At 59.9% G+C, this 25179-nt stretch carries 24 protein-coding genes; 13 read left to right on the top strand and 11 right to left on the bottom strand.

Going from position 1 to position 25179, the window contains the following annotated elements:
• The first annotated feature begins 5 nt into the window (after nt 1–5).
• The 13 genes from EP165_RS01205 (at nt 6) to EP165_RS01145 (ending at nt 13548) form a co-directional block, all read left to right on the top strand.
• Nucleotides 6–917, top strand: coding sequence for an NAD(P)-dependent oxidoreductase (locus EP165_RS01205; protein ID WP_127519732.1), 912 nt, complete (start codon nt 6–8; stop codon nt 915–917).
• 45 nt (nt 918–962) lie between these two features.
• The gene (locus EP165_RS01200) at nt 963–2231 is read left to right on the top strand and encodes an ABC transporter substrate-binding protein (protein ID WP_127519731.1); all 1269 of its coding nucleotides are present in this window, start codon (nt 963–965) and stop codon (nt 2229–2231) included.
• A 70-nt stretch (nt 2232–2301) separates the two neighbouring features.
• Nucleotides 2302–3168: a carbohydrate ABC transporter permease gene (locus tag EP165_RS01195; RefSeq protein WP_127519730.1), complete on the top strand. Its 867-nt coding sequence runs from the start codon at nt 2302–2304 to the stop codon at nt 3166–3168.
• Nucleotides 3161–3988 carry a carbohydrate ABC transporter permease gene (locus EP165_RS01190; protein WP_127519729.1) on the top strand — a complete coding sequence of 276 codons (828 nt, stop codon included), beginning with the start codon at nt 3161–3163 and terminating at the stop codon, nt 3986–3988. The genes EP165_RS01195 and EP165_RS01190 overlap by 8 nt, the downstream gene beginning before the upstream one ends.
• A 28-nt stretch (nt 3989–4016) precedes the next feature.
• The gene (locus EP165_RS01185) at nt 4017–5435 is read left to right on the top strand and encodes an aldehyde dehydrogenase family protein (protein ID WP_127519728.1); all 1419 of its coding nucleotides are present in this window, start codon (nt 4017–4019) and stop codon (nt 5433–5435) included.
• Nucleotides 5435–6133, top strand: coding sequence for an SDR family NAD(P)-dependent oxidoreductase (locus tag EP165_RS01180; RefSeq protein ID WP_127519727.1), 699 nt, complete (start codon nt 5435–5437; stop codon nt 6131–6133). Before EP165_RS01185 ends, EP165_RS01180 begins: the two co-directional genes overlap by 1 nt.
• Before the next feature lie 9 nt (nt 6134–6142).
• On the top strand, nt 6143–7207 hold the full coding sequence (locus EP165_RS01175) for an ABC transporter ATP-binding protein (protein WP_127519726.1): 1065 nt from the start codon (nt 6143–6145) through the stop codon (nt 7205–7207).
• 46 nt (nt 7208–7253) lie between these two features.
• Entirely contained in the window at nt 7254–8108 is an 855-nt protein-coding gene (locus EP165_RS01170; RefSeq protein WP_127519725.1) for a DUF6772 family protein, read from the top strand.
• A complete protein-coding gene (locus EP165_RS01165; RefSeq protein WP_127519724.1) occupies nt 8108–8446 on the top strand; it encodes a hypothetical protein in 339 nt (112 codons plus the stop codon). The genes EP165_RS01170 and EP165_RS01165 overlap by 1 nt, the downstream gene beginning before the upstream one ends.
• 10 nt (nt 8447–8456) lie before the next feature.
• A complete protein-coding gene (locus tag EP165_RS01160) occupies nt 8457–9467 on the top strand; it encodes a zinc-binding alcohol dehydrogenase family protein (protein WP_127519723.1) in 1011 nt (336 codons plus the stop codon).
• A 125-nt stretch (nt 9468–9592) separates the two neighbouring features.
• Complete coding sequence (locus EP165_RS01155) at nt 9593–10840, top strand: mannitol dehydrogenase family protein (protein ID WP_127519722.1); 1248 nt, start codon at nt 9593–9595, stop codon at nt 10838–10840.
• Nucleotides 10837–12036: a mannonate dehydratase gene (gene uxuA, locus EP165_RS01150; RefSeq protein ID WP_127519721.1), complete on the top strand. Its 1200-nt coding sequence runs from the start codon at nt 10837–10839 to the stop codon at nt 12034–12036. The genes EP165_RS01155 and uxuA overlap by 4 nt, the downstream gene beginning before the upstream one ends.
• Before the next feature lie 330 nt (nt 12037–12366).
• The gene (locus tag EP165_RS01145) at nt 12367–13548 is read left to right on the top strand and encodes an amidohydrolase (RefSeq protein WP_127519720.1); all 1182 of its coding nucleotides are present in this window, start codon (nt 12367–12369) and stop codon (nt 13546–13548) included.
• Between the two features lies 1 nt (nt 13549).
• Here EP165_RS01145 and EP165_RS01140 read toward each other — a convergent pair whose 3' ends face one another.
• From EP165_RS01140 to EP165_RS01090, 11 genes are all read right to left on the bottom strand, one after another.
• Nucleotides 13550–14233, bottom strand: coding sequence for an HAD family hydrolase (locus EP165_RS01140; RefSeq protein WP_127519719.1), 684 nt, complete (start codon nt 14231–14233; stop codon nt 13550–13552).
• 320 nt (nt 14234–14553) lie between these two features.
• Complete coding sequence (locus EP165_RS01135; RefSeq protein WP_164742922.1) at nt 14554–15333, bottom strand: DeoR/GlpR family DNA-binding transcription regulator; 780 nt, start codon at nt 15331–15333, stop codon at nt 14554–14556.
• 316 nt (nt 15334–15649) lie between these two features.
• Nucleotides 15650–16384 (bottom strand): maleate cis-trans isomerase family protein, encoded by a 735-nt coding sequence (locus EP165_RS01130; protein ID WP_127519717.1) that lies wholly within the window; start codon nt 16382–16384, stop codon nt 15650–15652.
• Entirely contained in the window at nt 16371–17552 is a 1182-nt protein-coding gene (locus EP165_RS01125) for an ABC transporter ATP-binding protein (RefSeq protein WP_245439919.1), read from the bottom strand. Before EP165_RS01125 ends, EP165_RS01130 begins: the two co-directional genes overlap by 14 nt.
• Nucleotides 17553–17649: 97 nt before the next feature.
• On the bottom strand, nt 17650–18681 hold the full coding sequence (locus tag EP165_RS01120; protein ID WP_164742921.1) for an extracellular solute-binding protein: 1032 nt from the start codon (nt 18679–18681) through the stop codon (nt 17650–17652).
• Nucleotides 18682–18754: 73 nt separating this feature from the next.
• A complete protein-coding gene (locus EP165_RS01115) occupies nt 18755–19546 on the bottom strand; it encodes an ABC transporter permease (RefSeq protein ID WP_127519715.1) in 792 nt (263 codons plus the stop codon).
• Nucleotides 19543–20451, bottom strand: coding sequence for an ABC transporter permease (locus EP165_RS01110; RefSeq protein WP_127519714.1), 909 nt, complete (start codon nt 20449–20451; stop codon nt 19543–19545). The genes EP165_RS01115 and EP165_RS01110 overlap by 4 nt, the downstream gene beginning before the upstream one ends.
• A 648-nt stretch (nt 20452–21099) precedes the next feature.
• Nucleotides 21100–22098, bottom strand: coding sequence for an FAD-binding oxidoreductase (locus EP165_RS01105; protein ID WP_127519713.1), 999 nt, complete (start codon nt 22096–22098; stop codon nt 21100–21102).
• Between the two features lie 37 nt (nt 22099–22135).
• Nucleotides 22136–23359: a CaiB/BaiF CoA transferase family protein gene (locus tag EP165_RS01100; RefSeq protein WP_127519712.1), complete on the bottom strand. Its 1224-nt coding sequence runs from the start codon at nt 23357–23359 to the stop codon at nt 22136–22138.
• A gap of 14 nt (nt 23360–23373) precedes the next feature.
• Entirely contained in the window at nt 23374–24687 is a 1314-nt protein-coding gene (locus EP165_RS01095; protein ID WP_127519711.1) for an aromatic ring-hydroxylating oxygenase subunit alpha, read from the bottom strand.
• A 16-nt stretch (nt 24688–24703) separates the two neighbouring features.
• Nucleotides 24704–25168, bottom strand: a complete 465-nt coding sequence (locus tag EP165_RS01090) for a PaaI family thioesterase (protein WP_127519710.1) — start codon at nt 25166–25168, stop codon at nt 24704–24706.
• Nucleotides 25169–25179: the final 11 nt, after the last annotated feature.

The following is a 25179-nucleotide window of genomic DNA, read 5'->3' as shown; positions in this document are numbered from 1 at the left end:
ATGGAATGCCAGCGAACAAGAAGATCGGATTTATCGGGTTGGGCGCGATGGGGCGCGGCCTGGCCGGCAATCTCACCAGGGCCGGCTATGACGTTGTCGTCTGGGATCGGATGCCCGCCGCAGCCGAGGCTTTCGCCTCAAAGACCGGTGCCCGTATTGCGGCGGGCCCGGCCGAGCTCGGTGCTGAAGTCGATATCGCAATCTCCATGGTACCAGATGCGCCTGACGTGCGGTCGATAACGCTCGACGCGGGCGGGCTCATTGAGAGCGGGAACAAGAACCTCATCTATATTGACATGAGCACGATCGACCCCACGACCTCACGGGCGGTGGGTGCGGCGCTGGCCGAGGTTGGCATCAGGATGATTGATTCACCGGTCGGCAGAGGTGTTGCCGAAGCCGAGGCGGGAACGGTCACCTTCATGGTCGGCGGCGACGCGGACCTGTTGTCTGAGGTCAGGCCGGTCCTCAAGGTGATGTCCTCGGAAATCTTGCACGTCGGATCGCTCGGTGCGGGTTCGGCAATCAAGCTGGTCAATAATTTTCTGGGTGGCGGTATCATTGCGACGATCGCCGAGGCTCTTGCACTCGGCGTGAAATCCGGACTGACCGTCGAGCAGATCATCGACCTGTCTGACCGTACCGGAACGTCCAACAAGATCCTGAACACCGTATTGCCGGCCAAGGCCTTCCTTGCCGACTACACCCCCGGCTTTGCCTCGCGGCTGGCTGCGAAGGATCAGCGGCTCGCATTGAAACTGGGCAAGGATCTCGGGGTCGACCTCCCGGTCGGAGAGGTTGTCATGGCGCGCTACGCGGCATGCGAAGAGGCCTTCCCGGCGGAGGACTACATGGGATCGCTCATGCGGCTCGTTGAGAAACAGGCCGACACAAAGCTTCGGCTCAAGGGAAATTAGCCCGGGCCGCTACACCGCGACGCGGTAAACCAAAGGAGGAGACCAATGAAAAAATCTATTGGACTGTTGGCGCTTGCAGCATCGCTCAGCTTGAGTGTGTTCGCAGTGTCCCCCGCATCGGCCCAGAGCATTAATGTACTGGGTCACCGTGTTCACCAATCCGTGTCGACGGGCGAAAGCGCGGGCACGACGGGTGGGGATGTCACCGAGGCCTGGCGGTCGGATAACGGCGATATAAACTGGATTACAGCCGACGTAACGCCGATTCACGATCGCCTATTCAGGGAAATGACCTTGGATGCAGGCAATATCGACCTTGCGTTTTTCCTCAATCGCTTCGTATCGCCGGACGTCTTCGAACTCCTGGAACCACTCGATGGTTATCAGGCCGAAAACCCGATCGAAGGCTTTGATGGGCTGAGCCAGGGCATGCGCGATGCGATGACCTATGATGGCAAGCTCTATGGCATCCCGTTTCGTCATGCCACGAACGCACTGATCTACAATTCGAAGATCCTTGCGGATCAGGGTATCGAGAGCATTCCGGAGACGTTCGCTGAACTGGTTGATCTGGCGATCGCCATTCACGAGAAAAACCCGGAAGTCTATGGCTTTGCCAATCACTCGGGTACGTCGCCGACCTTCATTCTCAACCTGGCACTCGCTCACGGCGTCCAGTTCCTTGAACCCGACTACACGCTCAACGCGGAAACGCCGGAGTTCATCGAAACGCTTGAGACGCTGAAGCGCCTGTACGACAATGGCGGTCTGGTTCGCGACTACATTTCAGGGAACCTCGACACCATCATTGCCGACATGCAGGCAGGTCGAGCGGCGCTGTCACTCAATCCTTTCGGCCGGGTGGCGGTTCTCAACGATGCCGCGCTCTCGCGCTTCCCGGGGGATATCAAAGCAGTGGCGGTTCCGGCCGACCCCAACGGCGTGACGCCGGCGCAGACCGAAGTCTGGTATCTGGTCATCCCGAAAAACTCGACCAACAAGGAACTGGCCTGGAGCCTTATTCGGGCACTATCCTCTCCCGAGGCAACTGTCCGCGAGGCTCTCAATGGCAATGGTCCGGTTCGGTCTGGAGCCTACCAAGATCCCCGCATCGTCGCTGCAAATCCTGCGGCGGAAGAAGAGGCACAGTCGGTGGCATCTGCACGGGTGGCTTTCCCCGGCTTTGATCAGGCGGCTCGCGCCCAGGAAATCCTGAGCGAGGAAGCCGACGCAATGCTGCTGGGCCGTCAGACTGCTGCCGAGGCAGCGGCAAACATGCAGGCGCGAATTTCGCCTCTGCTGCCGGCCAAGTAGGCACCTCCAACTTCCGTGTGGGCAGGGTTTCCTGCCCACACGGATATGCCGAGCAAAGTGAACCCGGGTCATGAATCGTATTCGACCAGTCCACCTAATATTCCTGACGCCTGCCCAGGCGATGGTCACATTCATGCTGGCTGGTCCCGCCGTGTATGTGCTCTGGCTCAGCTTCACGGTGTCCAATTTCGGGCAGAATCCCCAGTTCGTAGGCTGGCAGAACTACGCGGCCATCCTGACGGACCGGTATTTCTGGACCGCGGCCTGGAACACCTTCATCGTCGTGAATGCCGTCGTTTACATCGAGCTGCTGCTGGCGGTTCTGGTCGCGCTTGTCATTGCCAGTCTGAAGACCGGGCGGATGCTGATGTTCGCCGTCGTGCTCGTTCCCTACGGCATCAGTGAGGTTGTAGGGGTACTTTCCTGGCGATTTCTGGCTGATCCGAGCGTCGGATTGATCACGAAGACGCTCGCCATGATCGGCATAGACTTCAACTGGACACTCAATCCGGAAGCGGCGCTGGTGCTGATCACCACCATCAGCATCTGGCATCACCTGCCGTTTTCTTTTGTCATTATCTACGCCGCCATCATCTCCGTGCCGGGCGAACTCTATGAGGCTTCCCGCGTCGACGGAGCCACAAAGTGGCAGGAGTTCTGGCTGATCACGGCTCCGATTATCGTGCCTGCCGCTCTCCTCGCGATCATCTTCAGATACGTGTTTGCCTTCAGAATGTTCTCCGAAGTCTGGCTGGTGACGCAGGGCGGACCCATAAGGCTGACGGAGGTGTTGGGAACCTATCTCTACCGCACCGGCTTCAGATACTCCGATTTCGGCGGCGCAGCCGCGACGGGCTGGCTCATGGTTCTGGGCTCGCTGTTGCTGGCAGCAATCTATCTCAGGGCGATCTACAGGAGCGCGTTCCGCGATGCGTAAACTCGCCGGACATGTTGGCAAGGCGCTTGCCGTTGGGCTGATTTCGGTTTGGTCGCTGTTTCCGATCGCCTATGTCGTGCTCAATGCGTTCAAGCAGCACCGGGACATTTTCGTGTTCCCGCCGGAGATTTTCTTCACACCGACATTCGACAATTTCATCGCCATTGCCGAAATCTATCCGCAGTTCTTCAGTTATATGTTGAACAGCCTTGTCATTTCGGTCGCGGCGACCCTGGTCTGTGTCATAGCTTCCGCGCTCGCCGGGTACGTCTACTCCCGCTTCCGCGGCAAGGCCCTTGCTGCCAGCGCATTTTATCTGGTCGCCATCCGCCTGCTTCCGCCGCTGGTAATCACCATTCCCCTGTTCCCCTGGGTCAACATATTGGGTCTGGCCGATACCTATTGGGTCCTGATCGCGCTCTATGCCGCTTTCTGGCTGCCGCTCAACGTTCTGATCATGAAGGAATTCATAGACCAGATTCCGCGCAGCCTTGATGAATCGGCCATCATCGATGGCGCCGGTGAATGGCAGCTGCTCCGCCATATCATCCTGCCCCTTTCGGCGCAGGGAATGGTTGCCTGTGCGGTCTTCGTTTTCGTGTTCTCGTGGAATGAATATGTTTACGCGTTCATCTTCACGATTCAGAACGCCAAGACCACGCCGCTGGTACTCGCCGAGATCATGGATTCCGTGACCGGCACAAATTACGGCGTCCTGTTTGCGGCCGCCACAATCCAACTCATCCCGGTAGTTCTCCTAGTGCTCGTTTTGCAGCGCCAGCTCGTGGCTGGGCTCACGGCGGGCGCCGTGAAGGGCTAGCCACTCCATTCGATGAAAGACCAACAGAATGCTCACCAACTGGATTTCAAACGCTGCAACACCCTCCCGTTCGGGAGACTCGATCGAAGTCGTTAATCCCGCAAGCGAGGAGGTCATGGACCTCATCCCGCGGGGGGCAAGCGAGGATGTCAGCGCGGCGGTGAAGGCGGCCAGGGCGGCACATGCGGGCTGGAGCGGCCTGGCGCCCGTCGAACGCAAGGCGGCCCTGCTTGGCGCGGCCGACAAGCTGATGGCAATGCATGAAGAGCTGGCGCGCCTGATCACTCAGGAAAACGGAAAACCCCTCTTCCTTTCGCGCGGAGAGGTTGCGGGCGCCGCTTCGGCTGCCCGGATGTTCGCGGAACTCTCGGTACACCTGCGCGCCGGTAGCCAGCTGGCGGCTTCCGGCCAGCTCAACTTTCAGCAGCGATATTCCCGCGGTGTCGTGGGGTGTATCGTGCCCTGGAATTACCCGGTCGCACTTGGGGTCGAAAACATCGCCGCCGCGATCTCCGTCGGCAATACGGTGGTGTGGAAGCCTTCGGAGAAGACGCCGCTTTCGTCCCGTGTCATCGCCGAGAAGGTGTTCGGTGACCTGCCTGCGGGCGTCGTCAACCTTGTGCTGGGAGATGGAACGGCCGGCGCCGCGCTGGTTGAGCATGAAGATGTCGATGCGATCCTGTTTGTCGGTTCGGAAGGAACAGGTCGCCGGATCGGCGAGCGCTGCGGCCGAAATCTCAAAAAGGCCATTCTGGAACTTGGCGGCAAAGACGCTCTGGTCGTCGACGAGACCGTGGATATTGCCAAGGCGGCTGCGCTGACTATCGACGCTGCCTACTTCAACGCCGGCCAGCTCTGCACGGCCACCGAACGTGTCTATGTCGCGCGCCAGATATTCGAGCCGTTCGTGGAAGAGATGGTCAAACAATCCAACGCCATCGTGCAGGATGACGGTCTCATGGACGGCGTCGGCATGGGGCCGATGGTCGACCACCTGCAGCTCGAGCGTGTCATCGACCATGTGTCGGACGCGAGCGCGCGAGGCGCTACAATTCATTGCGGCGGCACCCGACTGGACCGAAAGGGCTATTTCTTTCCGCCAACGGTCGTCACCGGTATGCCGGCTGACGCACCGATCATGATGGAAGAAACTTTCGGGCCAGTCGCTCCAATCGTTCCGTTCGACGATTTCGATGAAGCGATCGCGATGGCCAACTCCAGCCGCTTTGGGCTCGCGGGCGTGGTTTGCACCAATTCCTCCTCGCGTGCGGTCAAGGCGCTGCATGAGTTGAGGGCCGGTATGCTCAAAATCAACATGCCCCCGCGCAAGGCGCCGGGCGGCACCTCGGAGCCCGTGGGTGCCAGCGGTCTCGGCCATGGATACGGTCAGGAGCTTCTGTTGGAGCTGACGCGTCAGAGCTCGGTGCAGTGGAAGGGCCAGCTGTAATGGCCGATCGTGTCGCCATGGTTTCCGGCGCGTCGCGGGGCCTTGGAAATGCGGTTGCACGCCGCATGGCTGCTGCCGGCTGGCGGCTCAGCCTCGGTGTCAGAACTCCCGAGCGGCTGCAGGAAAGCTTGCCCGGCGGCATCGATACGATCTGCTGCACCTATGATGCGCTCGAGCAGGGTTCGGCTGGTCGCTGGGTGGACCAAACCATTGAACGTTTCGGTCGCATCGATGCCGTTGTGAACAATGCCGGCATCGGCCTCCAATACGCGCTCACGGACGACGACGAGACTGCGCTCGACACGCTGCTGGAGGTCAACCTCAAGGGGCCTCTTCGTGTAACCCGCGCCGCCTTGCCGTATCTCATTGCATCGGGGCAGGGGCGCGTGATCAACGTCTCCTCCCTGTCGGGCAAGCGGATCAACCATACAAATGTAGGCTATGCCATGACAAAGCACGCGCTGATGGCATTGACCCATGCAACGCGCCGCATCGCATGGAATGACGGTGTGCGCGCCACCGCGCTTTGCCCCAGCTACATCGACACTGATTTCAACGACGGCGTTACCGCGATCGCCAGGGAAGAGATGATCAGTCCCGACGACCTTGCCGAGGCCGTGTTGCACCTCGCCAGCGCCCCTTCAAACTTCTCTGTTGCCGAACTGCTCGTGAACTGTCGGCTCGAAGACACATTATAGGAGTTAGACATGGTCGAAGTTGGCATATCGAATGTCTTCAAGAGATACGGCGCGGTGGAAGCCATCAAGGGAATTTCCGCCTCAATCAAAGACGGTGAGTTTGTCGTTCTGGTGGGGCCTTCGGGCTGCGGAAAATCGACCCTGCTGCGGATGATCGCAGGCCTTGAAGAAATCTCCGGCGGCGAGATTTCCATTGGCTCCAAAGTGGTCAATGACATGCAGCCGAAACAGCGGAACATCGCGATGGTGTTCCAGAATTACGCCCTCTATCCGCACATGACGGTGGCTCAGAACATGGGCTTCGCGCTCCGGCTGGCGCGCGCAGACAAAGCGGAGATGGACAAACGGGTTAAGGAAGTCGCCGAGATTCTCGGGCTGACCGACTATCTCGACCGGTTCCCTCGCGCGCTTTCAGGCGGACAACGCCAGCGGGTGGCCATGGGACGGGCCATCGTCCGGGACCCGGCCGTTTTCCTGTTCGACGAGCCGCTGTCCAATCTCGACGCCAAACTGCGCACCGAAATGCGCACCGAGATCAAGGCGCTTCACCTGCGGCTGCGTGCCACGATGATCTATGTCACGCACGACCAGATCGAAGCCATGACCATGGCCGACCGGATCATCGTCATGCACGACGGCCTGGTCGAGCAGATCGGCACGCCCCTGGAATTGTACGATGAACCGGTCAACAAGTTCGTTGCCGGGTTCATCGGTTCGCCGCCCATGAATTTCCTTCCGGCCCGAATTTCCGGAGGCAAACTCCTGGTGGAGGCGGGACCGGACAGCGTCGCCATCGCCGGGTTACCGGATCAACCGGACCGGGAAGGGCTTGAGGTCGGCATCCGGCCGGACAAGTTTGAAATTGCCGATGACGGCATTCCCATGAGGGTCAATGTCGTCGAACCGACGGGCGCCGAAATACAGGTTGTCGGCGAAGTGGACGGCAAGAGCATGGTCGTCGTGTTCCGCGACCGGCTTGTCTTCAAGCACGGCGAAATCGCTCGCGTGCGGCCTCAACAAGACAGCTTCTACCTTTTCGATGCCGAAACGGGGGACCGGCTGCCGGTCTCGTGATCGCGAATTGAGAGCCCCTCATCCAGGACATGGAAGCAGTACGCCCATGAACAGACACGCTATTGACGCTGGCCCGCGGGAAATGGACCTGAGCCGGTTCGATCCTCTGCCCAGGGTCATGTTTTACGACGACTTCAATCAGGGCATGTCCGGCTGGACGGTTCTTACCGGCAATTACACGGGCAGTTTGCGCAACATGCATCCTGGCTACCGGCAGTTCACGCCACCGATGCTAAGCAACCTGACCCAATGGGACGGGGGAACGCATGGCGGCCTTTCGGGCTCCTATGCGCTCAAGCTTGCAACCCGCCCCGACGTTGGGGCGCAAACGGTATCCTTGAAGCGTTTGACGTTTCCCAGGGCCTGCACAATGCAGGTGGAAGCCTATCTGACCTTCAAGCCGGAAGCGACGGAGCTCGAACTCTCCGATCGCGATGTACGCTCCTTCGGCTTCGTGCTCGACATTCAGACCAAACAGCATCGGGTGCTTCCTCAGATACGATACCTCAATGCGATCGATGGGGCGCTGGCAAACAAGTGGCAGTACAAGCCTCGAACCACCGTTTTCAACGATGTGGGCGACCGTACGGTCACGCTCTATCACTATGGCGAGGAAAACTGGGTCGACATTCCTGGCGGCTACCAGACCCTTTGCTACAACGAGATACCCACCAAGATTAACTGGCACTACTTCCGGCTTGGGTTCGACATTCGGACGCTGAGATACACCGAGCTGCAGTGCAATGATCTGGTTCTCGACCTTTCCGGACTGGAAATGCTCAAATTCGATGCGATGCCCAATCTGAACAACCTGTTCAACGTTATTCCGTTTGTCGAAACCGACTCCCGGAAGAGGGCATTCCTCTACTTCGACTCAATTCTTCTTTCGGGTGACTGGTGATGCTTGCGGAGAGTTATACGGCGGTAATCGCGCGCGGAGAGGACTGGACCGACGGGTCTGCCACAGAACCGTATGAGGCCAGCTGGGCGCGGGAGGCCGCAATTTCGCTTCGCAGGCTCGAGCCGGCACCGGTTAGCGGCGACGCCAGCGCCAGGGTGCAGATATCGCTCGATGGCCTCCATTGGATCGATGAAGGCACGACCGTGGAAATACCGTCGGAGGTCGGCAAGATTGCTCTTGCACGGCTCACCGGATTCCCCGGCTACCTGAGACTGGTAGCCGACATGGCAGATGGCGACAGCGCTTTCATGCTCGCAACATTATCCTTGAAGGCGTGAAGGCAAGCCGATGCAAGCCATCGAATGTACGAAACCCGGTCAACTCACTCTGATTGACCGACCTGTTCCGCAACGCGGCAACGGCGAGGTGTTGTTGCGGATGTTGCGCGCCGGCATTTGCGGCACGGATATGCATATCTATGGGGGCAATCAGCCCTATTTCGAGTATCCGCGCGTAATCGGTCACGAGTTGAGCGCCGAGGTTCTGGAAGCCGATCCGGATAGCGGTCTTCGTGCCGGTGATCTCGCTTTTATCAACCCCTATATCGCCTGCGGCTCCTGCGTCGCCTGCCGGGCGGGAAAAACGAACTGCTGTGTCAGGCTTTCCGTTCTGGGGGTCCATTGCGACGGCGGATTGACGCAATACCTCAGCCTGCCCGCAGAGAATGTCGTGAAGGCTGACGGACTAGATGCCGACGAAGCCGCGATGGTCGAATTTCTGGCTGTCGGAGCACATGCCGTCGCGCGAGCACAGGTGCGCGAGGGGGCCAGTGTGCTGGTTGCCGGAAGCGGTCCAATCGGCATAGGCGTGGCGCTGTTTGCCAGTCTGCGGGGCGCCGACGTCACGGTGGTGGATATCCGCGAGGAACGCCTGAGCTTTTGCGCCAGCCACCTGGCGGTAACGACCGAGCAGCTGGGGGAGGGGTTGAGGGACCGTTTGCTGAACCGAACCGCGGGAGAGATGTTTGCAAACGTGTTCGATGCGACAGGCAGCCCGGCAGCGATGGAAGCTGGTTTTTCCAATGTCGCACACGGCGGGACCTACACCCTGGTCAGCATCGTCAATGCGCGGATCGGTTTCGAGGATCCCGAATTCCATAAGCGTGAGATGAACCTCTTGAGCTCGCGCAACGCGCAGCCCCAGGATTTCGAGCTGGTTGTCAAAGCCATTCGTGACGGCCGGGTTCCCACCCGGGCGATGAATACGCACAGGGTCGCGTTCGAAGATCTTCCCCGTGAGATGCCAAATCTGGTCCGCAGCGATTCCGGCACGATCAAGGCGCTGGTCGAGATCGGCTGACCGGCCCGATAGCCCGCCGAAACGGGGCCCGATGTGCCGAGACGAGGATCGGTACGTCGCGCACACGTCGGCGCGGCATCCGAATTTCAACCTCAATTCCGCAAGGCGCAAGCTGGGAGAGTGAAGTGCGAATTGTCCATCTCGGCCTCGGCAATTTTTTTCGTGCGCATCAGGCCTGGTATACCGACCGGGCCAACCGCGAGAGCTCGCAGCACTGGTCCATCACCGGCGTATGCATGCGACGCCCGCTCCTGCGGGACATGCTGGTCCAGCAGGACTGCGCCTATACGCTCGAGATCAGCGATGTCGGCGGCCGGCAAATGCACAAAATCGAAGTGTTGGATTCAGTGTTGGTCGCCGCAGAGGAGCCGCAGAAGGTCATCTCGGCGATCGCTGACGAGAACACCGCGATTGTAACCCTTACCGTGACGGAGAAAGGTTACGACCTCAAAGCGGACGGGCGGCTGAACAGGGAAAGCGCGAATATCCGGTCCGACCTCGAACAGGGGACGCACCGCAGCATGGTTGGCCTGCTGGCCACAGCGCTGAAAGCGCGTTCCAGCAGGAACGCGCCACTGACGATCATGAGCTGCGACAACCTTCCGCGAAACAGCAGACAATTGCGCCAGGCGGTACTGGAGTTTTCAGAACTCGCAGGCATGGGCATAGCCGATTATCTTGATCGTTTCGTCTCGTTTCCCTGCACCATGGTTGACCGGATTACACCGGCGACGGACGCCGCGTTGGAGGCCCGTGTGGCCGAGACAACGCTTCCGCCCAGAGCACCCGTGTCCGCCGAGATGTTCACCGACTGGATTATCGAGGACGACTTTTCAGGGCCGCGCCCGAAGTGGGAGCTGGCAGGCGTTTCCTTCGTGGACGATGTCGCACCGTTTGAACTGCGGAAGCTGCGGATGCTGAACGGGCCGCACAGCTATGTGGCCTATGCCGGAATACTTGCCGGTTACGCATATGTGCACGAAGCCATCGCCGACCCTGTGATCCGCCGGGTGACGGAACTGATAATGGACGAGGCAATGGCAACCTTGCCGCCTCGGTCGCGCAACGACGGAGCAGCTCACAAAGCCAGTCTTTTGCGGCGATTCGAGAATCCGTTTCTTCATCACGGCCTGCGGCAGATCACCAATGACGGATCGGTGAAGCTGCCGCTCAGGGTCCTGCCCGTCATTGAAGCGCGTGCTGCGATGGGGCTGCCGTCCCCGGGCTGCGAAGCGCTGCTTGCGGCATGGCAGCGGTTTCTTGAGGCGGAAATCGAGTGCGGGCGGGACCTGCACGATCCCTCCGCGACCGAACTAAGGCTGTTCATACAGCAAGGGGCCGATGCGGCGAGTATCCTGGAGGCGTTAAAGTGAAACAATGTTGGCGATGGTTCGGTCCGGATGATCTGGTTTCCACGGACTGGATGCGGCAGGCCGGTGTCGAAGGGGTGGTCAGCGCGCTGCACCAATATCCCGCCGGCGAGGAATGGAGCCGCGAAGCGATCGAAACGCGTCAATCCGAGATTGAGCATTTCGCCGATGGAACGCCCTCCGGGCTCTCATGGGCCGTAGTGGAAAGTCTGCCGGTCTCGGAGGCCATCAAGACCCAGTCAGGGGATTGGCGCACTCATGTCGAGAACTGGCGCAAGAGCCTCGGGAAACTCGCTGACGCGGGAATCCATACGATCTGCTACAACTTTATGCCGGTGCTCGACTGGACCCGGACCGAGTTCGAGTACCGGCTGCCGCATGGCGGAACCGCAATGCGGTTTGACGCGATCGATTTTGCCGCGTTCGACCTCTACATACTCCGACGGCCGGGTGCCGGGGCCGGCCTGAGCAGACAGACTATTCGCGAAGCCGAGCAGCGATATGCCCATTGGTCGGAGGCTGACCGCGAGGCGATGTTCAATCGGCTGGTGTGCGGCTTGCCGGGCGCTGCCAAGGGTATCACCGCAGACAACTTCCGCGACGCACTGGCATCGTATCGCGATATTTCCGCTGATCGTCTCCGCAGCAACTATGTCGACTTCCTCGAACAGGTGGTGCCGACCGCCGAAGCTCTCGGTATGCGCCTATGCTGTCATCCAGACGATCCGCCGTTTCCGCTTCTGGGGCTGCCGCGCATCATGTCGACCGAAGCGGATTATGACTACATCCTCAATGCGGTGGATTCACCGGCAAACGGTGTCACGCTTTGCTCGGGTTCGCTTGGCGCGCGGCCTGACAATGATCTGCCCGGAATGATGCGGCGTCTGGGATCAAAGGTGCATTTCATTCATCTGCGCAATGTCCGGCGCGAAGGCGATGCGCTGGGTTCCTCTTTCTACGAGGCTGAGCATCTGGACGGCGATACCGACATGCGAAGACTCGTCGTCGCAGTGCTGGACGAGGAGAAACGCAGAAAACAGGAAGGCCGGGAGGATTGGGAAATGCCCTTCCGGCCCGACCATGGGCAAAAAATCCTTCATGATTCCGGGTTTGACGCCCAACCTGGTTACCCGGCGATCGGCCGCCTGCGTGGCCTTGCCGAGCTCCGCGGGCTGATCATGGGTATATCCGGCGCATAGGCTGCCTGAGTATCCTGGTCGTTTGAACCTGGGCGGTAGCGTCTGGTCGGCTTTGGGTTTGTGGGTTGCTGGAGCTGATTGCCGTGATTGTGCGCGAAATCCGAGATGCGGAGTGGCGCCGATACGGGATCGAATCGCGCTGTGGCTTGGACCCCCGAGACGGGCAGCGTATGCAATTCGATCGGGGGGAGAGGTTTCTCGAGGCTTTGCCCGCCCGAATGACAAGCAGGGTTCGTCAACGCATATGTCGCATTATGTTTGAAAAAGTGATATTCTGAGATCGTAGTGGTTCCGCGTGAAAGGCGGCCGCAGAATTTCGAAAGAAGCGACATGCTGATTTGCAATGCCCTGCTGCCCGGCGGACAGGTCCGGGATGTGACAACCGATGAAGGGCGGATAGTAGCGTTAGGTGAACCCGGCAGCCTGTCGGCGCCGAAAACGGACGTGCTGGATATCGAAGGGGCACTGCTGGCGCCGGCATTTGTCGAAGGTCATGTGCACCTCGACAAGACGCATTTCGGCGCCGAACTCGTGCCCCATGAAGGTGCGCCCGACGTCCAAACGCGCATCGCAGTCGAGCGCACTTTGCGCCACAAGGTTTCGCGGCCGGTGGAACAAAGGGCAAGGGATCTCATCCTGAGAATGCTCTCCTTCGGAACGACGCGGATACGCAGCCATGTCGATATCGACAGCGACATCAAGCTAGCCAACGTCCATGCTTTGCTTGCGGTCCGCGAGCAGCTGAGGGATATCGTCGACATCCAGCTGGTGGCATTTCCGCAAAGCGGAATCGTCCGCGATCCCGGGGTCGCGGACCTGATGGATGCCGCTCTCGCCGCCGGCGTTGACCTCGTCGGTGGCCTCGACCCGCACGGCATTGATGGTGATATCGATGGTCATCTCGACGTTGTATTCGGACTTGCCGCGCGGCATGGAAAGAGCATCGATATCCACCTTCACGATGGAGGTGCGATTGGCGCCGGGGAACTGCGCGACATTGCGGCAAGGACGAAAGCCCATGGGCTGAACGACAGGGTGACAGTCAGCCACGCATTTTCACTGGGCATGGTCGACGAACTGACTTTCGGACAAACCGCCGCTCAACTGGCCGAGGCCGGCATTTCTATCATGACATCCAGTCCGCCGCCCGTGCCGGTCCCTCCGGTAGCTCGCCTGCGAGGCTACGGCGTGAACGTTTTCGCGGCATCGGACAACATCAGGGATTGCTGGTCGCCCTTTGGAAACGGCGACCTGCTGGACCGTGCGTCGATCGTCTGCCAACGGCAGGAGTTCTTTGCAAATGAGGATATCCGTGGCGCGTTCGAGATGATCTCGACGGCGCCCGCCCGCGCCCTGAGTATTTCGCCCTACGGAATCGCGCAGGGAGACCTGAGCGACCTGGTGGTGCTGGACGCACCCAGCGTTGAAGAAGCGGTTATCAATCGTGCGCGGCGTCTGCACGTAATTCGGCGTGGGCGCTTGGTGGTCAAAGACGGCGAGGTTTTGATCTAGCTCACTGGCCGGCCGAAACAGGCTCACGAAGTCCTTTGGGGGCGCTTGCGCCAAACAGCGCATAACCGAGCTCCACGAGCGAAACGAAACGCCCGAACGTAGCAGCGCCGGATGAGGCCATGCTGCCCACAATCGCGACCGGAAGCCCTGCGGCCAATGCCGAAGCAGCACCCGTCCGGCTGTCTTCAACTGCCAGCACATCTCGGGGCGCGATGCCGAGTTTGCGGCATGCGAGCGCATAGGGTTCCGGCGCTGGCTTGCCATTCGTTACCTCGTCGAGGCAGACGAGAAATTCCATATGCTGCGCCACACCCATCACAGCCAGGTTGGCCTCGACAACTTCCCGATTGGAATTGGAAACGCATACCTGGCGAATTCCGGCGCGCGCCGATCTTTCGATCAGTTCCGCAGCCCCCTTCTGCACGCCGATTGTTCTGCTGTGCTCGACATAATAGCGGTCGATCGCAACCAGCCAGTCTTCCCTGAGCAGGTCCTCTGGCAGGTTGTCGCGGATATGTTCCCAAACGTCAGTGATGCTGACACCGAGAAATGTCTCTTCATCGATGCCGTTGATGCGGTAACCGTAGCGGCCGCACACATCAACCAACGCCTGATAATGAAGAGGCTCGCTGTCGACCAGTGTCCCGTCGACATCCCAGGCGATCGCCTTGAACCGTTCCGTCAAACGTCAAACTCCGTGCTCCGGTAGTGCAATTCACAAAGCTGCGCGCGACCAAACGTCCGCGCCGGCATCATGTGAATGGCGGCGTATCGGCCGAGATTATTTGACATGGCTTCCTAAATCCTCGCCGAGGTTACTTGTGACGCTCGCACTAACCGGCACTGGAGCCGACGCTGGTCAATTGCCCCGCGGTAGGCCCGGCGAATACGCGCGTCCTGCATAAGACAGCATTCAGCCAATATCAAACAAAATCGCACAAAATAGGACATATTCAAGAGTGCCTCACGGCACTGCCCGTCAGCTGTCCTGCAGCGAGAAATCTGTCAGTTTGGATCGGGTACGGCAGGAGCGAGAATTATCTCGACGCCGGCAGCTTCCAGCGCTGTGACAATACGAGCCGAAGGCTGTGCGTCTGTTACCAGAGCATCTATTTCTTCGAACCCGGATATCTGGATAAGGGATGTCTGGTCGAATTTCGAGCTGTCGGCCAGAACGACCCGCTTCTTGGCGCGTTCGATATAGGCGTGCTTGAGTTCGATCTCTTCGAATGCGAAGTCGAAGATGCCGCTCGAAGAAACCGCCGACACTCCCAGAAAGGCTATGTCGAACCATAGCCGACGTGCCTGGTCCACGGCGACCGGGCCGCACAATGACATCTCCTTTTGGCGTACCCGCCCGCCCAAGAGATAGATCTCAGCCTGACTCTGGCCCATCAGAGCCGCGATCCTCAAATTGTTGGTGAAGACGCGGATGTCGGTCCGTTCGGCAAGCAGCGACGCGAGTTCGTAGTTGGTCGTTCCCACATCCAGCGCCACTGCCTGGCTGGCAGCGAGCAGCTCCATCGCCTTTCGCGCAATTGCAGTCTTGGCAGCACGATTGGTGTTGCGGCGTTCATCGAAGAAACGTTCTTCCGCGGCCTGGCGGACCGTCCCCATCCGTTCGATGACGGCACCGCCGTGCGTGCGCTGGATATGCCCACGGGTTTCGAGCTCCGAGAGGTCGCGCCGGATTGTCATTTCCGAGACATTGAATTCTGACGCCAGCGCGCCAATCGACATGGAGCCGTTTTGCTGGATGAGCTGTTCAATTCGAGCCTTGCGCACGCGGCCGATCATGCGGCCAGGGGGTGTGAGAGCTCGCTCTTCATTATCGGTTGTTCTTTTGCCCGGCATCGCGCTCACAGGTCCGCCTTGTCACAATTCCTCATCGTGGCCCCAGCCTGGCAGGAGGTCGTCGGCGCTCTTCGTTTGCGCCACGATTACGAATTCATTGCCTTCAAACACACTGTATCGGATTCGAAGAGAAACGAACATTGTCTGATTGGTTGGTCGGAACCAAGGTTCGATCTGACCTCGATCGGGCATGTTTTGCGTTCAGACCCAAGCTTCCGTCTCCTTCGACACTTCAGCCCGGTGTTCTTTAGGGGGCTACAGTAAAGAGGCTACCGAGCGCCGCCGCGGGCGTCAGGTCCGTGCCCATAGCTGTGAGGGCTGCCCATACGCCGATAGCGGTGGAATCGAGTACCGGTATTCCGAGTTCGGCCTCCAGCGGCGCCATGACGGAGAGGCCGCGGAAGTTGGTATTGAAGATGAGTATGGCATCGGGTTTCGACTGTTCGTGGATGCTGCGGACGGCGTCGGCTATGGCGTCCGGAGGAACCGTCGAGAAAGCAAAATTGTCGAGGAGGTCCATGCCCAGCTGGCCAACGACGGTGTAGCCTTGCTTGTTGAAATTCACCGACATGGCGTTGATATTCGCACGCGGAAGCGGACTGACGATTGCAATCTTGCGCGCGCCAAGCAGTTTCAGCACATCGAGCGTGGCAAGCGCCGTGCTGACCATGGGAATGCCGGAACGCTCCTTGACTGCCGAGCAGAACTCGCGATCTGGCGTGAAACCGATGCCGGCGCCTTTGGTGCCGTTCCAGCAGATCAGCTCGACTTCGGCATGACGCAGCATTTCGATGGCATCGTCGAGTGCGGCCACATTGTAGCCGTCGGCCGGTTGCCCCGAGCCATTGGCCCACAGCGGTATGCGGGCATAGCAGGCGGCAAGACCGGTGAACTTTCCGATGATCGCTTCGGTCGTGCGTTCGACAACGCGGTTGGAAGAAGGCACGACGACGCCGAAAGCGCGTTCGCTAAGCAGTTGCATTCGTTCTATTCTCCGGGGACTGCGGTTTTTGCTGCGGCATGGCGATCGTTCGCGATACCGGCCAGCAAGCCACCCATCGCTCGCCGACTTTCGGAAGCCTCTCCAGGCTTCCGGCCGGCGTCGAACACACAAATTCGGCATTGTCCGCCAGCGCCAGGATCGTCGTTATTGTTGATCCCCTGAACACGACCTGGCGAATTTCGCCCACAGCGTGATTTCCTTGGGGCGCAGTACCGGGAGGCAGCAGCGAGATCGCTTCTGGCCTGACCGCGGCCAAAACAGTATCAACATCGGCATCGATCGGGACGACGCATTCTGCCTGCAGGGTGACGCCGTCTTCGGTCCGTACCGAAACCATTGAACCATCGCGGCCGACAACTGTTCCCGGAAAGAAATTGGACTTGCCGACGAAATCAGCGACGAAGGGCGTCCGAGGACGTTCGTAGATATCGCGCGATACGCCGATCTGCTCGATGCGACCGTCACGCATGACGGCAATCTCGTCGGCCAGCGTTAGGGCTTCGTCCTGGTCGTGGGTGACGAGTATTGTCGTCAGCTCGAGCTGATTGCAGATCGACCGCAGCTCCAGCTGCATGCTCTCGCGCAGTTTTTTGTCAAGAGCTGCAAAGGGCTCGTCCAGCAAGAGAAGCCGCGGCTCGTATACCAGCGCCCTGGCCAGCGCGACGCGTTGCTGCTGGCCGCCAGACAATTCATGAGGCATGCGCTTTGCATACTCAGACAGTTCGACGCGGCTGAGTGCGCTGTATACGCGGGGCTGGATGTCGGCTTTGGGAAAGCCCTGCATCTCGAGGCCGAAAGCCACGTTCGACATGACGTTGAGATGCGGGAGCAGCGCATAGTTCTGAAAAAGCATTCCGAACCGGCGCCGATGCGTGGGTACTCCGCCCAGGGGCTCACCGTCTACGGTGATTTCGCCGGCCGACGGTCCCGTCAGCCCGGCGATCATTTTCAGCAGAGTGGTCTTGCCACAGCCCGATGGCCCGAGCAGAGCAAGGATCTTGCCGCGCTCGACCGTCAGCGAAACGTCGCTGACGACCGTGAGCGCGCCATAGCTCTTTGTGAGATTGCGGACGCTGAGCAAACCGCTGCCGCTACGTGCCTCCGGCACGTGATTGGGAGAAATAGACACCTGCATTTCCCCGATCACGTGCTGGAAACGATTTTGAGGTTGATCACGACAGGTCGAGACGACCCATCGTGATCATGTATCGGCCTTGCAAGACTTAACATCATGCTGGATTGGTTTACGCCGAGAATATTTGGTTAAAGCGCTCCGTCCAGTCGGCACGATGCTGATTGATGAACGCCCAGTCTGGCGTGAACAAATTGCGTCTCGCCATCTCGCTTTCCGGATAAGCTACGTATTTGAGCGCCGTATCGGACAGTTCGACACCGTTAACCGGCGGCGCCATAAGCGCATATTCCGACAGCGGTTTCTGCACCGCAGGCTCCAGCATGCGGTTCATAAAGGCGGCTGCGAGATCCTGCTCGGGGCCATTTTTTACCAGCACCTGGCAGTTCGTACCGGCGAACGTCCCCTCCGAAGGGAAGCCGAGATCGATGGGAGCGCCCTTCTCCGTGTAGGGGTAGATGTATTTCGAGTACTCGATCAGGCCAACATCGGCCTGTCCCTGCGCAACTTCATTGGCCGCCTGGACGCCGCTGTCGTAAAGGTTCTGTACGTTCGGCTTGAGCTCGGCGACTTTGTCGAACGCGTCACCGATCAGATACTGGGCGTCCTGGAACGGCTTGCCGGTCTTTACAGCCGCCGCGACAATGAGGAACAGCATTGCCGGCGTGTTACGCGGGCTGACCAGCTTGATCTTGCCGGCCCATTCCGGCTTCCACAAATCCGCATACGAGGCAGGCGGCGTGATGGCTTTGTTGTGGAACAGGCTGGCCATCGAGATTCCCAGACCGGTGCCGTAGTAGTCGTCGTAAATGTACTGCGGAAAGACCTCGGCCAACGCCGGCATCTTTTCGCGCGGCAGCTGTTCAGTCAGCCCCTCCGCCTTGCACAGCGACACGACGACATCGTCGACGAACATCACGGAGTATTTCGGGTTGCTCTGGGTCGCGCGCATCTTTGAGACGTTGCTCAGCGTCGCACCCTCTTCGGCCAGCACGGTGCAGCCGAAGTCCGCCTGAAATGCCGGGATGACGTTCTTCTTGATGAACTCGCCCTGGCTTCCTCCCCAGATGCCAATGGTGATGGTTTTGTCCTGTGCCCAGGCGTTCTTGCTGAAATACACAGGTGCAACAGCGCCGGCACCCAATACAAGTTTGCCGAATGTCCGGCGATTAACTCTGCTCATTGGTTGTTCCTCCATTGGTGTTTCATCGGTATTCTCATCCCGCGATTTTCCTGACCCGAACGCCCAGGAGAAGTTCCAGGACCATGATCAGGAAGATCGCGAAAATGATCATCAGCGTCGAAATCGCTGCGATACTGGGATCGAAGTAGCGGGATATTGCCGTCTGCAGGAATAACGGCAGCGGGAACTGGGTCGCGTCGCTGAGCCACATCGATATCGGAAAATCATCGAACGAAACGATGAAGGCGAAGACCGTTCCCGAAGCAACGCCGGGCTTGATTTGCGGCCAGACAACACGCCAGAAAGTCTGCCAGGGATTGGCACCCATTACCCGCGCTGCGTTTTCCAGGTCGGGATTTATGAGCAGCAGACTGGCCGAGACCATGCGCACGACATAAGGCAGGCAGATCAGGATGTGCCCAATCGCAAGATGTGCAAACGTCCAGCGGCTGCCCATCTGCGAAAAGAACTGCAGCAGCGCGAGCCCGGTGACGAGCAGTGGGACGATGAGCGGCGAAATAACGAGGCCGAGGATCAGATTGCGCCCGGGAAAGCGATAGCGCACGAGTCCCATCGCGCATGACAGGCCAAGCAGCAATGCGCCGACCGTCGCCGTAACGGCAAGATTAAGCGAAACGATGAGGCTGGTGTGGACCTCCGTATCCGACAGAACCTTGACGTACCAGTCAAGCGTGAAGCCGACTGGTGGAAAGGTCATATAGGGCGTGTCGGAGATCGACATCATCACAGGCACGATCAGCGGCGCGATGATCAATCCCAGAATGAGTACCGTGACGATACTCAGCAGGCTGGGGCGGACAATCATTCGCGTGCTCCGGCCGTCCAGGACGACGTCCTGCGTTCGACAGCTTTGAGGAATACCAGGTTGACCGTGAGAACGGTGAGGATAAGGAGCGTCGCGAGAGCCGCGCCGAAGGGCCAGTCGTTCAGACTGAGCACCTGTTGTTCGATGAGTGTGCCAACCAGCGGTGCAAAATTGCCGCCGAGGATCTGCGGGGTCACGTAGGCGGCGGCGGTCAGCGAGAAAACCAGCGACATGCCGACGACGAGGCCGGGCAGGCTGAGCGGCAGGATGATGCGCCGGAAAACGGCAAAGGGCGTTGCACCGGCAACGCGCGCCGCGTCGACCACGGTGCTCGGCACTTTCTCCATCGCCGAGGCAAGCGGCAGCACCAGAAACGGCAGGAAGACATGCACCGAGGCGATCAGAACGGCCCATTCGGTATAAAGAAGCTGGGGTGCGTTCTCCGCGATCCCCGCCTGATCCAGAACCCAGTTCAGCGCGCCCTGGCGGCTGAGCAGCTGCGCCCAGGCATAGGAACGGATCACCACGTTCACCAGCAGCGGCGCAACCACGACAAGGGTCACGATCTTGGCGAAGCGTCCGCGCTGCGAAATCACCATGGCAAGCGGATAAGCGAAGAATGCCGCAACCACGCTCGCCGTTACAGCTACGCGCACCGTGCGAAGCAAAACCCGCCAGTAAAGATCGACCTCGAAGGCGCGCCGGTAGTTTTCCAGGTTAAGCCCGGTAACAAGTACGCCATCACGCATCTGAGCAGTGAAGCTGTAGGCCACGAGAAGCAGGTTGGGGATAATGAAAAACGCCAGCAGGAACAGTGCTGCCGGTGAAACCAGGAGCAGGCCAACCGTTTTGTGGCCCAGCCGCCCTAGTTGCAGCGAACCGCCATTGGGAATGGCATGCGTCATCTACCGTAACCCCTCCCAAATGAACATATTATCACAACATTGCTCACAATACATCAAGAGTCAACGGAACTTAACGTTCGAATACGTGGTTTTGTGTGCTTATGTTGTTGCCTGGCGCTATGCCTGTAGCTTTGCGGGTGCGCTTCTTTCGGCGTCGCCTTTCAGTGAAGGTTCGCGCGGTGACATTTCGCGCATAGATGGCTCAACGAGCCGCGCCGAACCTTGCCAGCCGTCCGATCATTTATCGGCGGCCAAGTCTGGTCGGTTTATGCTGTGACCAATCGCTGACGGTGAAGCCGGTCGAACGTCTGCCTGGCGATGCCCGGGAGGGATTGTCTGCATGGGGCGGCACCGGTTGTGCAGCCACATCCGTTTGGCCCGGCGGCCGGCTGACAATGCGCAAACGCGGCTACTCCGCCGGAGACATCGAGATGGTGTCGCGCGCCAATTGGTTGCGGGTTCTCAAAGGTGTCTGGGGCGAATAGCCGGCGGGCCTGTGTTTCGTCGACCGGCGCCGGTTCATTTCACCGTACCGGTCGCGGGGTCCCGTTTGAGCTTGGGCGGCGCCTGCCGGCAGCTCGAGCCAAATTCGAGGGTGCCCGCGCTCTAACCGGGCCATTGTCCGGTGAATGAGGGATAAGGCCGTCCTCAGGAAACCGGAGCGAATTCCTCGTAGAAGACGTCCACATCGGCGGCGAACCGTTGCGCGATCAGATCGCGGACAGCGTGCATCATTGCCGGCGGCCCGCAGACATAGACCTGTTCGGCTGGCGGCAGGTCCGGCCCCGACAAAAGATCGGTGACATAGCCGGTCCGGCCGGTCCATCGGTTGTCGGCTTCCGCCACCGCGCAATGCACGGAAAGCCCCGGCAGGCGCGCCTTCAGTCCCTCAAGCTCATCGAGCCCGTATAAATCCTCGAAACGTGTGACGCCGTAATAGAGTGCGATGCGCCGGGTCGCATTGCGTTGCGCCAGGGCGCGCAGCATCGAAATCATTGGCGCCAGCCCCGTGCCACCCGCAATCATCACCGCCGGCCCGTCCGCCTCGCGCAGATAGAAGGCGCCGTATGGCCCGACAATATCCAGGGTTGCCCCTGGCGCTGCCTCGTCCGTCACGTAAGCCGACATCAGCCCGCCAGGGAGCAGCCTGATGTGAAATTCGACATTGCGCGGGTCTGAAGGCGGGCTGGCCATCGAATAGGAGCGTTTTGCCTGCAGGCCCGGCAGAGAGATGTTGACGTATTGGCCCGGCCGGAAGCGAAAGTCGTTTCTGCGCGGCAACTGCCCGCGAAGCCGGGCCGTTGTCGGGCTCAAGAGCGTGACGTCCTGTACGGTCATTTGATGCGGTGCAGGTGTTATCAGCTCCTCGGGTGCATAGGGAAATTCGATTTCGGCGTCGCTCAGCGGCCCGGTTGAGCACACCAGCACGGCCCCGGCATCGAAATCCTCTTCGGAAAGTTCGGTAACGTCGAGTTCCTCAACCTGCCCGGACCTGAGTGTGCCGCGGCATGTTTGGCACGCGCCGTTTTCGCATTCCTTGGCCAGTACGATACCGGCCGCCTGTGCCGCCTCGAGGATCGTCTGGCCGCGCGGAACTTCGCAACGAACCTTTTCGCCATTGGTAAAAGCCAGTGTGACAATCGGCATCTAGGCCAGTTCCCTGTTCACAATGCTGCGGATCGGTTCAGTTGCCGAGCTGAACGATTTTCTGCGCGGCGAGCTCGGCAATCTGCGGGTCTGACAGCCCAAGAAGACCAGCAAGTACCGCGCTGGTATGTTCGCCAAGCATGGGCGGCGGCACGTCGTAGGCGATCGGCGTTTCGGAAAGCCGGATCGGGTTGGCCACAAGCGGCACGGACCCCGCCGCAGGGTGCTCGACAGTGACCTTCATCGCGCGGCTGACCACCTGCGGATCCTCGAACACCTGGCTGAGATCGTTTATCGGCGCGACCGGAACCGACTGCTCGCGCAGGCGGCCAACCCATTCTGCCGCCGGCCGTACAGCAAAGATGCCCTGAAGGATCGATATCAGCGCTTCGCGGTTTCTCACCCGGTCGGGGTTGGTACGAAAACGCGGATCGGCGGCGAGGTCGGCGCGCTCCAGACCGCGGCACAGGCCGCGGAAGAGATTGTCGTTACCGGCGGCCACAACCACGTCGCCGTCCGCACACTGAAACACCTGATACGGCACCAGATTGGCGTGGGCATTGCCCATCCGCTTCGGAACCCGCTCCGAGATCAGATAGTTCATATTCATGTTTGCCAGCGCCGCCACCTGCGCATCTAGCAGCGCCAGGTCGATATGCTGGCCCTGGCCGCACTTGTCGCGATGCCGCAGCGCGGCGAGTACCGCGGTCGAGGCATACATGCCTGTCATCAGGTCGGCGAAAGCCACGCCAACTTTCTGGGGCGTGCCGCCCGCTTCGCCCGTAATGCTCATCATCCCGCCCATGGCCTGGAATACGAAATCGTATCCGGGATGGTTGCGGTATGGCCCTGTCTGGCCGAAGCCGGTGATGGAACAGTAGATCAGGTCGGGCTTGGAGCTGCGCAAACTGGCATAGTCGAGCCCGTACTCAGCCAGCTTTCCGACCATGAAATTTTCGATGAATATGTCGCATGTTCCGGCAAGCTGGCGGATCAGCTCCTGTCCCGGGGCCGAGGCGATATCGACCGCAACGGACTTCTTTCCGCGATTGGCGCTGAGATAGTAGGCGGCATCGCGCGTGTCGGAGCCGTCGCGGGCTTTGAGAAAGGGCGGCCCGGCCGAGCGCGTTTCATCGCCCACGCCCGGTCGCTCGATCTTGATGACCTCCGCGCCCAGGTCGGCCAGCAGCTGCGTGGCCCACGGCCCGGCGAGGACGCGCGTCAAATCGAGGATGCGTATGCCCGCAAGCGGCAATGTCATTGCTGCCGGTCTCCTTAGGGCGCGATCATCAGTTCGAGCCAGCGGCGGTAAAATGCCCGCTGGTTGGCATCGTTGTACTTGCGCAGATGAACCGCGCCCTTCAGTTCCGGGTGCTCTGTCGCGCTGTTCAGCCCCAGCCCGTAATGAAGTTTCTGCCGACGGGTGACGACGCCGACATTAACCTGGGTCGCATGCTCCCAGTTTTCGCCGTCGTCCATCTCGAACACGCCGGACGGCGAGAAGGTGCGCATGACACCCTTGCGGTATTTCTCCTTGATCTCGTAGCTGGCCGACTTGTTGACCAGCACCCAGGTATTGATCTCCGTGGTGTGCGGCCCCTTCGGCATCCAGGTGCGAAACGTGCTGTGCCCGGGCAGGAACGACAGGTTTGGAAAGACTGTGGCCGACGCTACCGAGCCGACCATGCGGGAGCGTATTTTGCCCAGCCGTTCGGCAACTTCTTCTTCGCGTGCTTTCAGGTAGTCGATGATATCCTGTTCGCCCAGCGCCATCGCATTGCCGACCATGTCGAGGCCGAACTGCCAGCCATGCCCGTTCATGTTGGCATGGTAGGAGTTTTCCTGCTTGATCTTGCCAACGGACGATCCGAGCATGCCGTGGGCGCCGGAATTGTGTGTCCATGCGGCGTGATAGGAATCGCCGATGAAGTTTTCCGCCGGATATTTCCAGTTGCACTGGACGTTCGAGCGGATGTTGCCGTCGAGGAACTCTGTTCCGCCTTCGTCGTTGTCGAGAATGATGTCGAGATACCAGCGGAAGTCGCCAAGGTAGTCGTCGAGTGATGGCGCTTCTTCGTCGAACGTCGCGAATACGAGACCCTTGTATGAAGCAACGCGTGCCGGGTGCAGGCCGAGGTCCTGCGACGCGAAGCTTGGGCAGGTTTCCTCGTACAGATCCTCGGCCGGCACACCCAGCAGGCGCCCGTCATTGCCGAACGACCAGCCATGATAGTTGCAGGTGAAACGCCGGGCGTTGCCGGCTTCCGCGAAGCAGACCCTGTTGCCGCGATGCGGGCATGAGTTGAGAAACACGCCGATCTTGTCGTCCCGTCCGCGTGAGACGATCACCGCGTCCTGGCCCATATAGGTGGTGAGGAAGTCGCCCGGATTGGCGATCTGGGACTCATGCGCCACGAAAAGCCAGCAGCGGGCGAATATCTTCTCCAGCTCGAGCTGGTAAATTGCCTCGTCCCAGAAAATCCGCCTGTCGATTGTTCCGTTCTCGGCATCGACTAGCGTTTCCAGTTCCTTCACGTCGAAAGCCGCATTGGATTGCAGTCGACTCGTGGTTTTGCCCGACGTGGCCATCGGCGATCCTCCTTCGTTATGCTTGACGCGCGCTCACGGCGCGGTTGCCGTTTTTGTCCTGTGCTTCGCGCACGAATGACGGGATTTTGAAAACTGCGCTTGCCGTGGCGATCGTCTCGCCGTCCACGAACAGGCGCCCGGTGGCAAATGCGAGTGACCGCGTCTCTCGTGTCACCTCCGCCTCGCCGTGGAGCCAGTCGCCTTTGCGCGCCATCGCAACGAGGTTGCAGTTGATCTGCATGGTCGGGCAGATCCCCTCGTAACCTACCTTGGCGCTCACGGTGGTGCCCAGCGTGATGTCGAGCATCATCATCAGCAGTCCGCCGCTGGCCACGCCGAGCCGGTTGACGTGAACCGACTGGAGCAGAATTTTGAGCAACGTCCGGTCGCCATCGTTGCGGATGTACAGCGGCCCGTTTCGGTGAACGAAGCCGCCCGGTTCGCCGAACACCGTAAACCCCGCAAGATTCTCGCTCTCCAATTTCCCGGTCC

It is taken from the genome of Mesorhizobium sp. Z1-4, assembly GCF_004000235.1.
Classification (GTDB): Bacteria; Pseudomonadota; Alphaproteobacteria; order Rhizobiales; family Rhizobiaceae; genus RCIO01.
This window is presented reverse-complemented; position numbering and strand designations above follow the sequence as displayed.

Bases quoted from the DNA above. Each gene is read 5' to 3' on its own strand.
- EP165_RS01205 (WP_127519732.1), top strand. From the start codon at position 6: ATGCCAGCGAACAAGAAGATCGGATTTATCGGGTTGGGCGCGATGGGG.
- EP165_RS01200 (WP_127519731.1), top strand. From the start codon at position 963: ATGAAAAAATCTATTGGACTGTTGGCGCTTGCAGCATCGCTCAGCTTG.
- EP165_RS01195 (WP_127519730.1), top strand. From the start codon at position 2,302: ATGAATCGTATTCGACCAGTCCACCTAATATTCCTGACGCCTGCCCAG.
- EP165_RS01190 (WP_127519729.1), top strand. From the start codon at position 3,161: ATGCGTAAACTCGCCGGACATGTTGGCAAGGCGCTTGCCGTTGGGCTG.
- EP165_RS01185 (WP_127519728.1), top strand. From the start codon at position 4,017: ATGCTCACCAACTGGATTTCAAACGCTGCAACACCCTCCCGTTCGGGA.
- EP165_RS01180 (WP_127519727.1), top strand. From the start codon at position 5,435: ATGGCCGATCGTGTCGCCATGGTTTCCGGCGCGTCGCGGGGCCTTGGA.
- EP165_RS01175 (WP_127519726.1), top strand. From the start codon at position 6,143: ATGGTCGAAGTTGGCATATCGAATGTCTTCAAGAGATACGGCGCGGTG.
- EP165_RS01170 (WP_127519725.1), top strand. From the start codon at position 7,254: ATGAACAGACACGCTATTGACGCTGGCCCGCGGGAAATGGACCTGAGC.
- EP165_RS01165 (WP_127519724.1), top strand. From the start codon at position 8,108: ATGCTTGCGGAGAGTTATACGGCGGTAATCGCGCGCGGAGAGGACTGG.
- EP165_RS01160 (WP_127519723.1), top strand. From the start codon at position 8,457: ATGCAAGCCATCGAATGTACGAAACCCGGTCAACTCACTCTGATTGAC.
- EP165_RS01145 (WP_127519720.1), top strand. From the start codon at position 12,367: ATGCTGATTTGCAATGCCCTGCTGCCCGGCGGACAGGTCCGGGATGTG.
- EP165_RS01130 (WP_127519717.1), bottom strand. From the start codon at position 16,384: ATGCAACTGCTTAGCGAACGCGCTTTCGGCGTCGTCGTGCCTTCTTCC.
- EP165_RS01115 (WP_127519715.1), bottom strand. From the start codon at position 19,546: ATGATTGTCCGCCCCAGCCTGCTGAGTATCGTCACGGTACTCATTCTG.
- EP165_RS01110 (WP_127519714.1), bottom strand. From the start codon at position 20,451: ATGACGCATGCCATTCCCAATGGCGGTTCGCTGCAACTAGGGCGGCTG.
- EP165_RS01105 (WP_127519713.1), bottom strand. From the start codon at position 22,098: ATGCCGATTGTCACACTGGCTTTTACCAATGGCGAAAAGGTTCGTTGC.
- EP165_RS01100 (WP_127519712.1), bottom strand. From the start codon at position 23,359: ATGACATTGCCGCTTGCGGGCATACGCATCCTCGATTTGACGCGCGTC.
- EP165_RS01095 (WP_127519711.1), bottom strand. From the start codon at position 24,687: ATGGCCACGTCGGGCAAAACCACGAGTCGACTGCAATCCAATGCGGCT.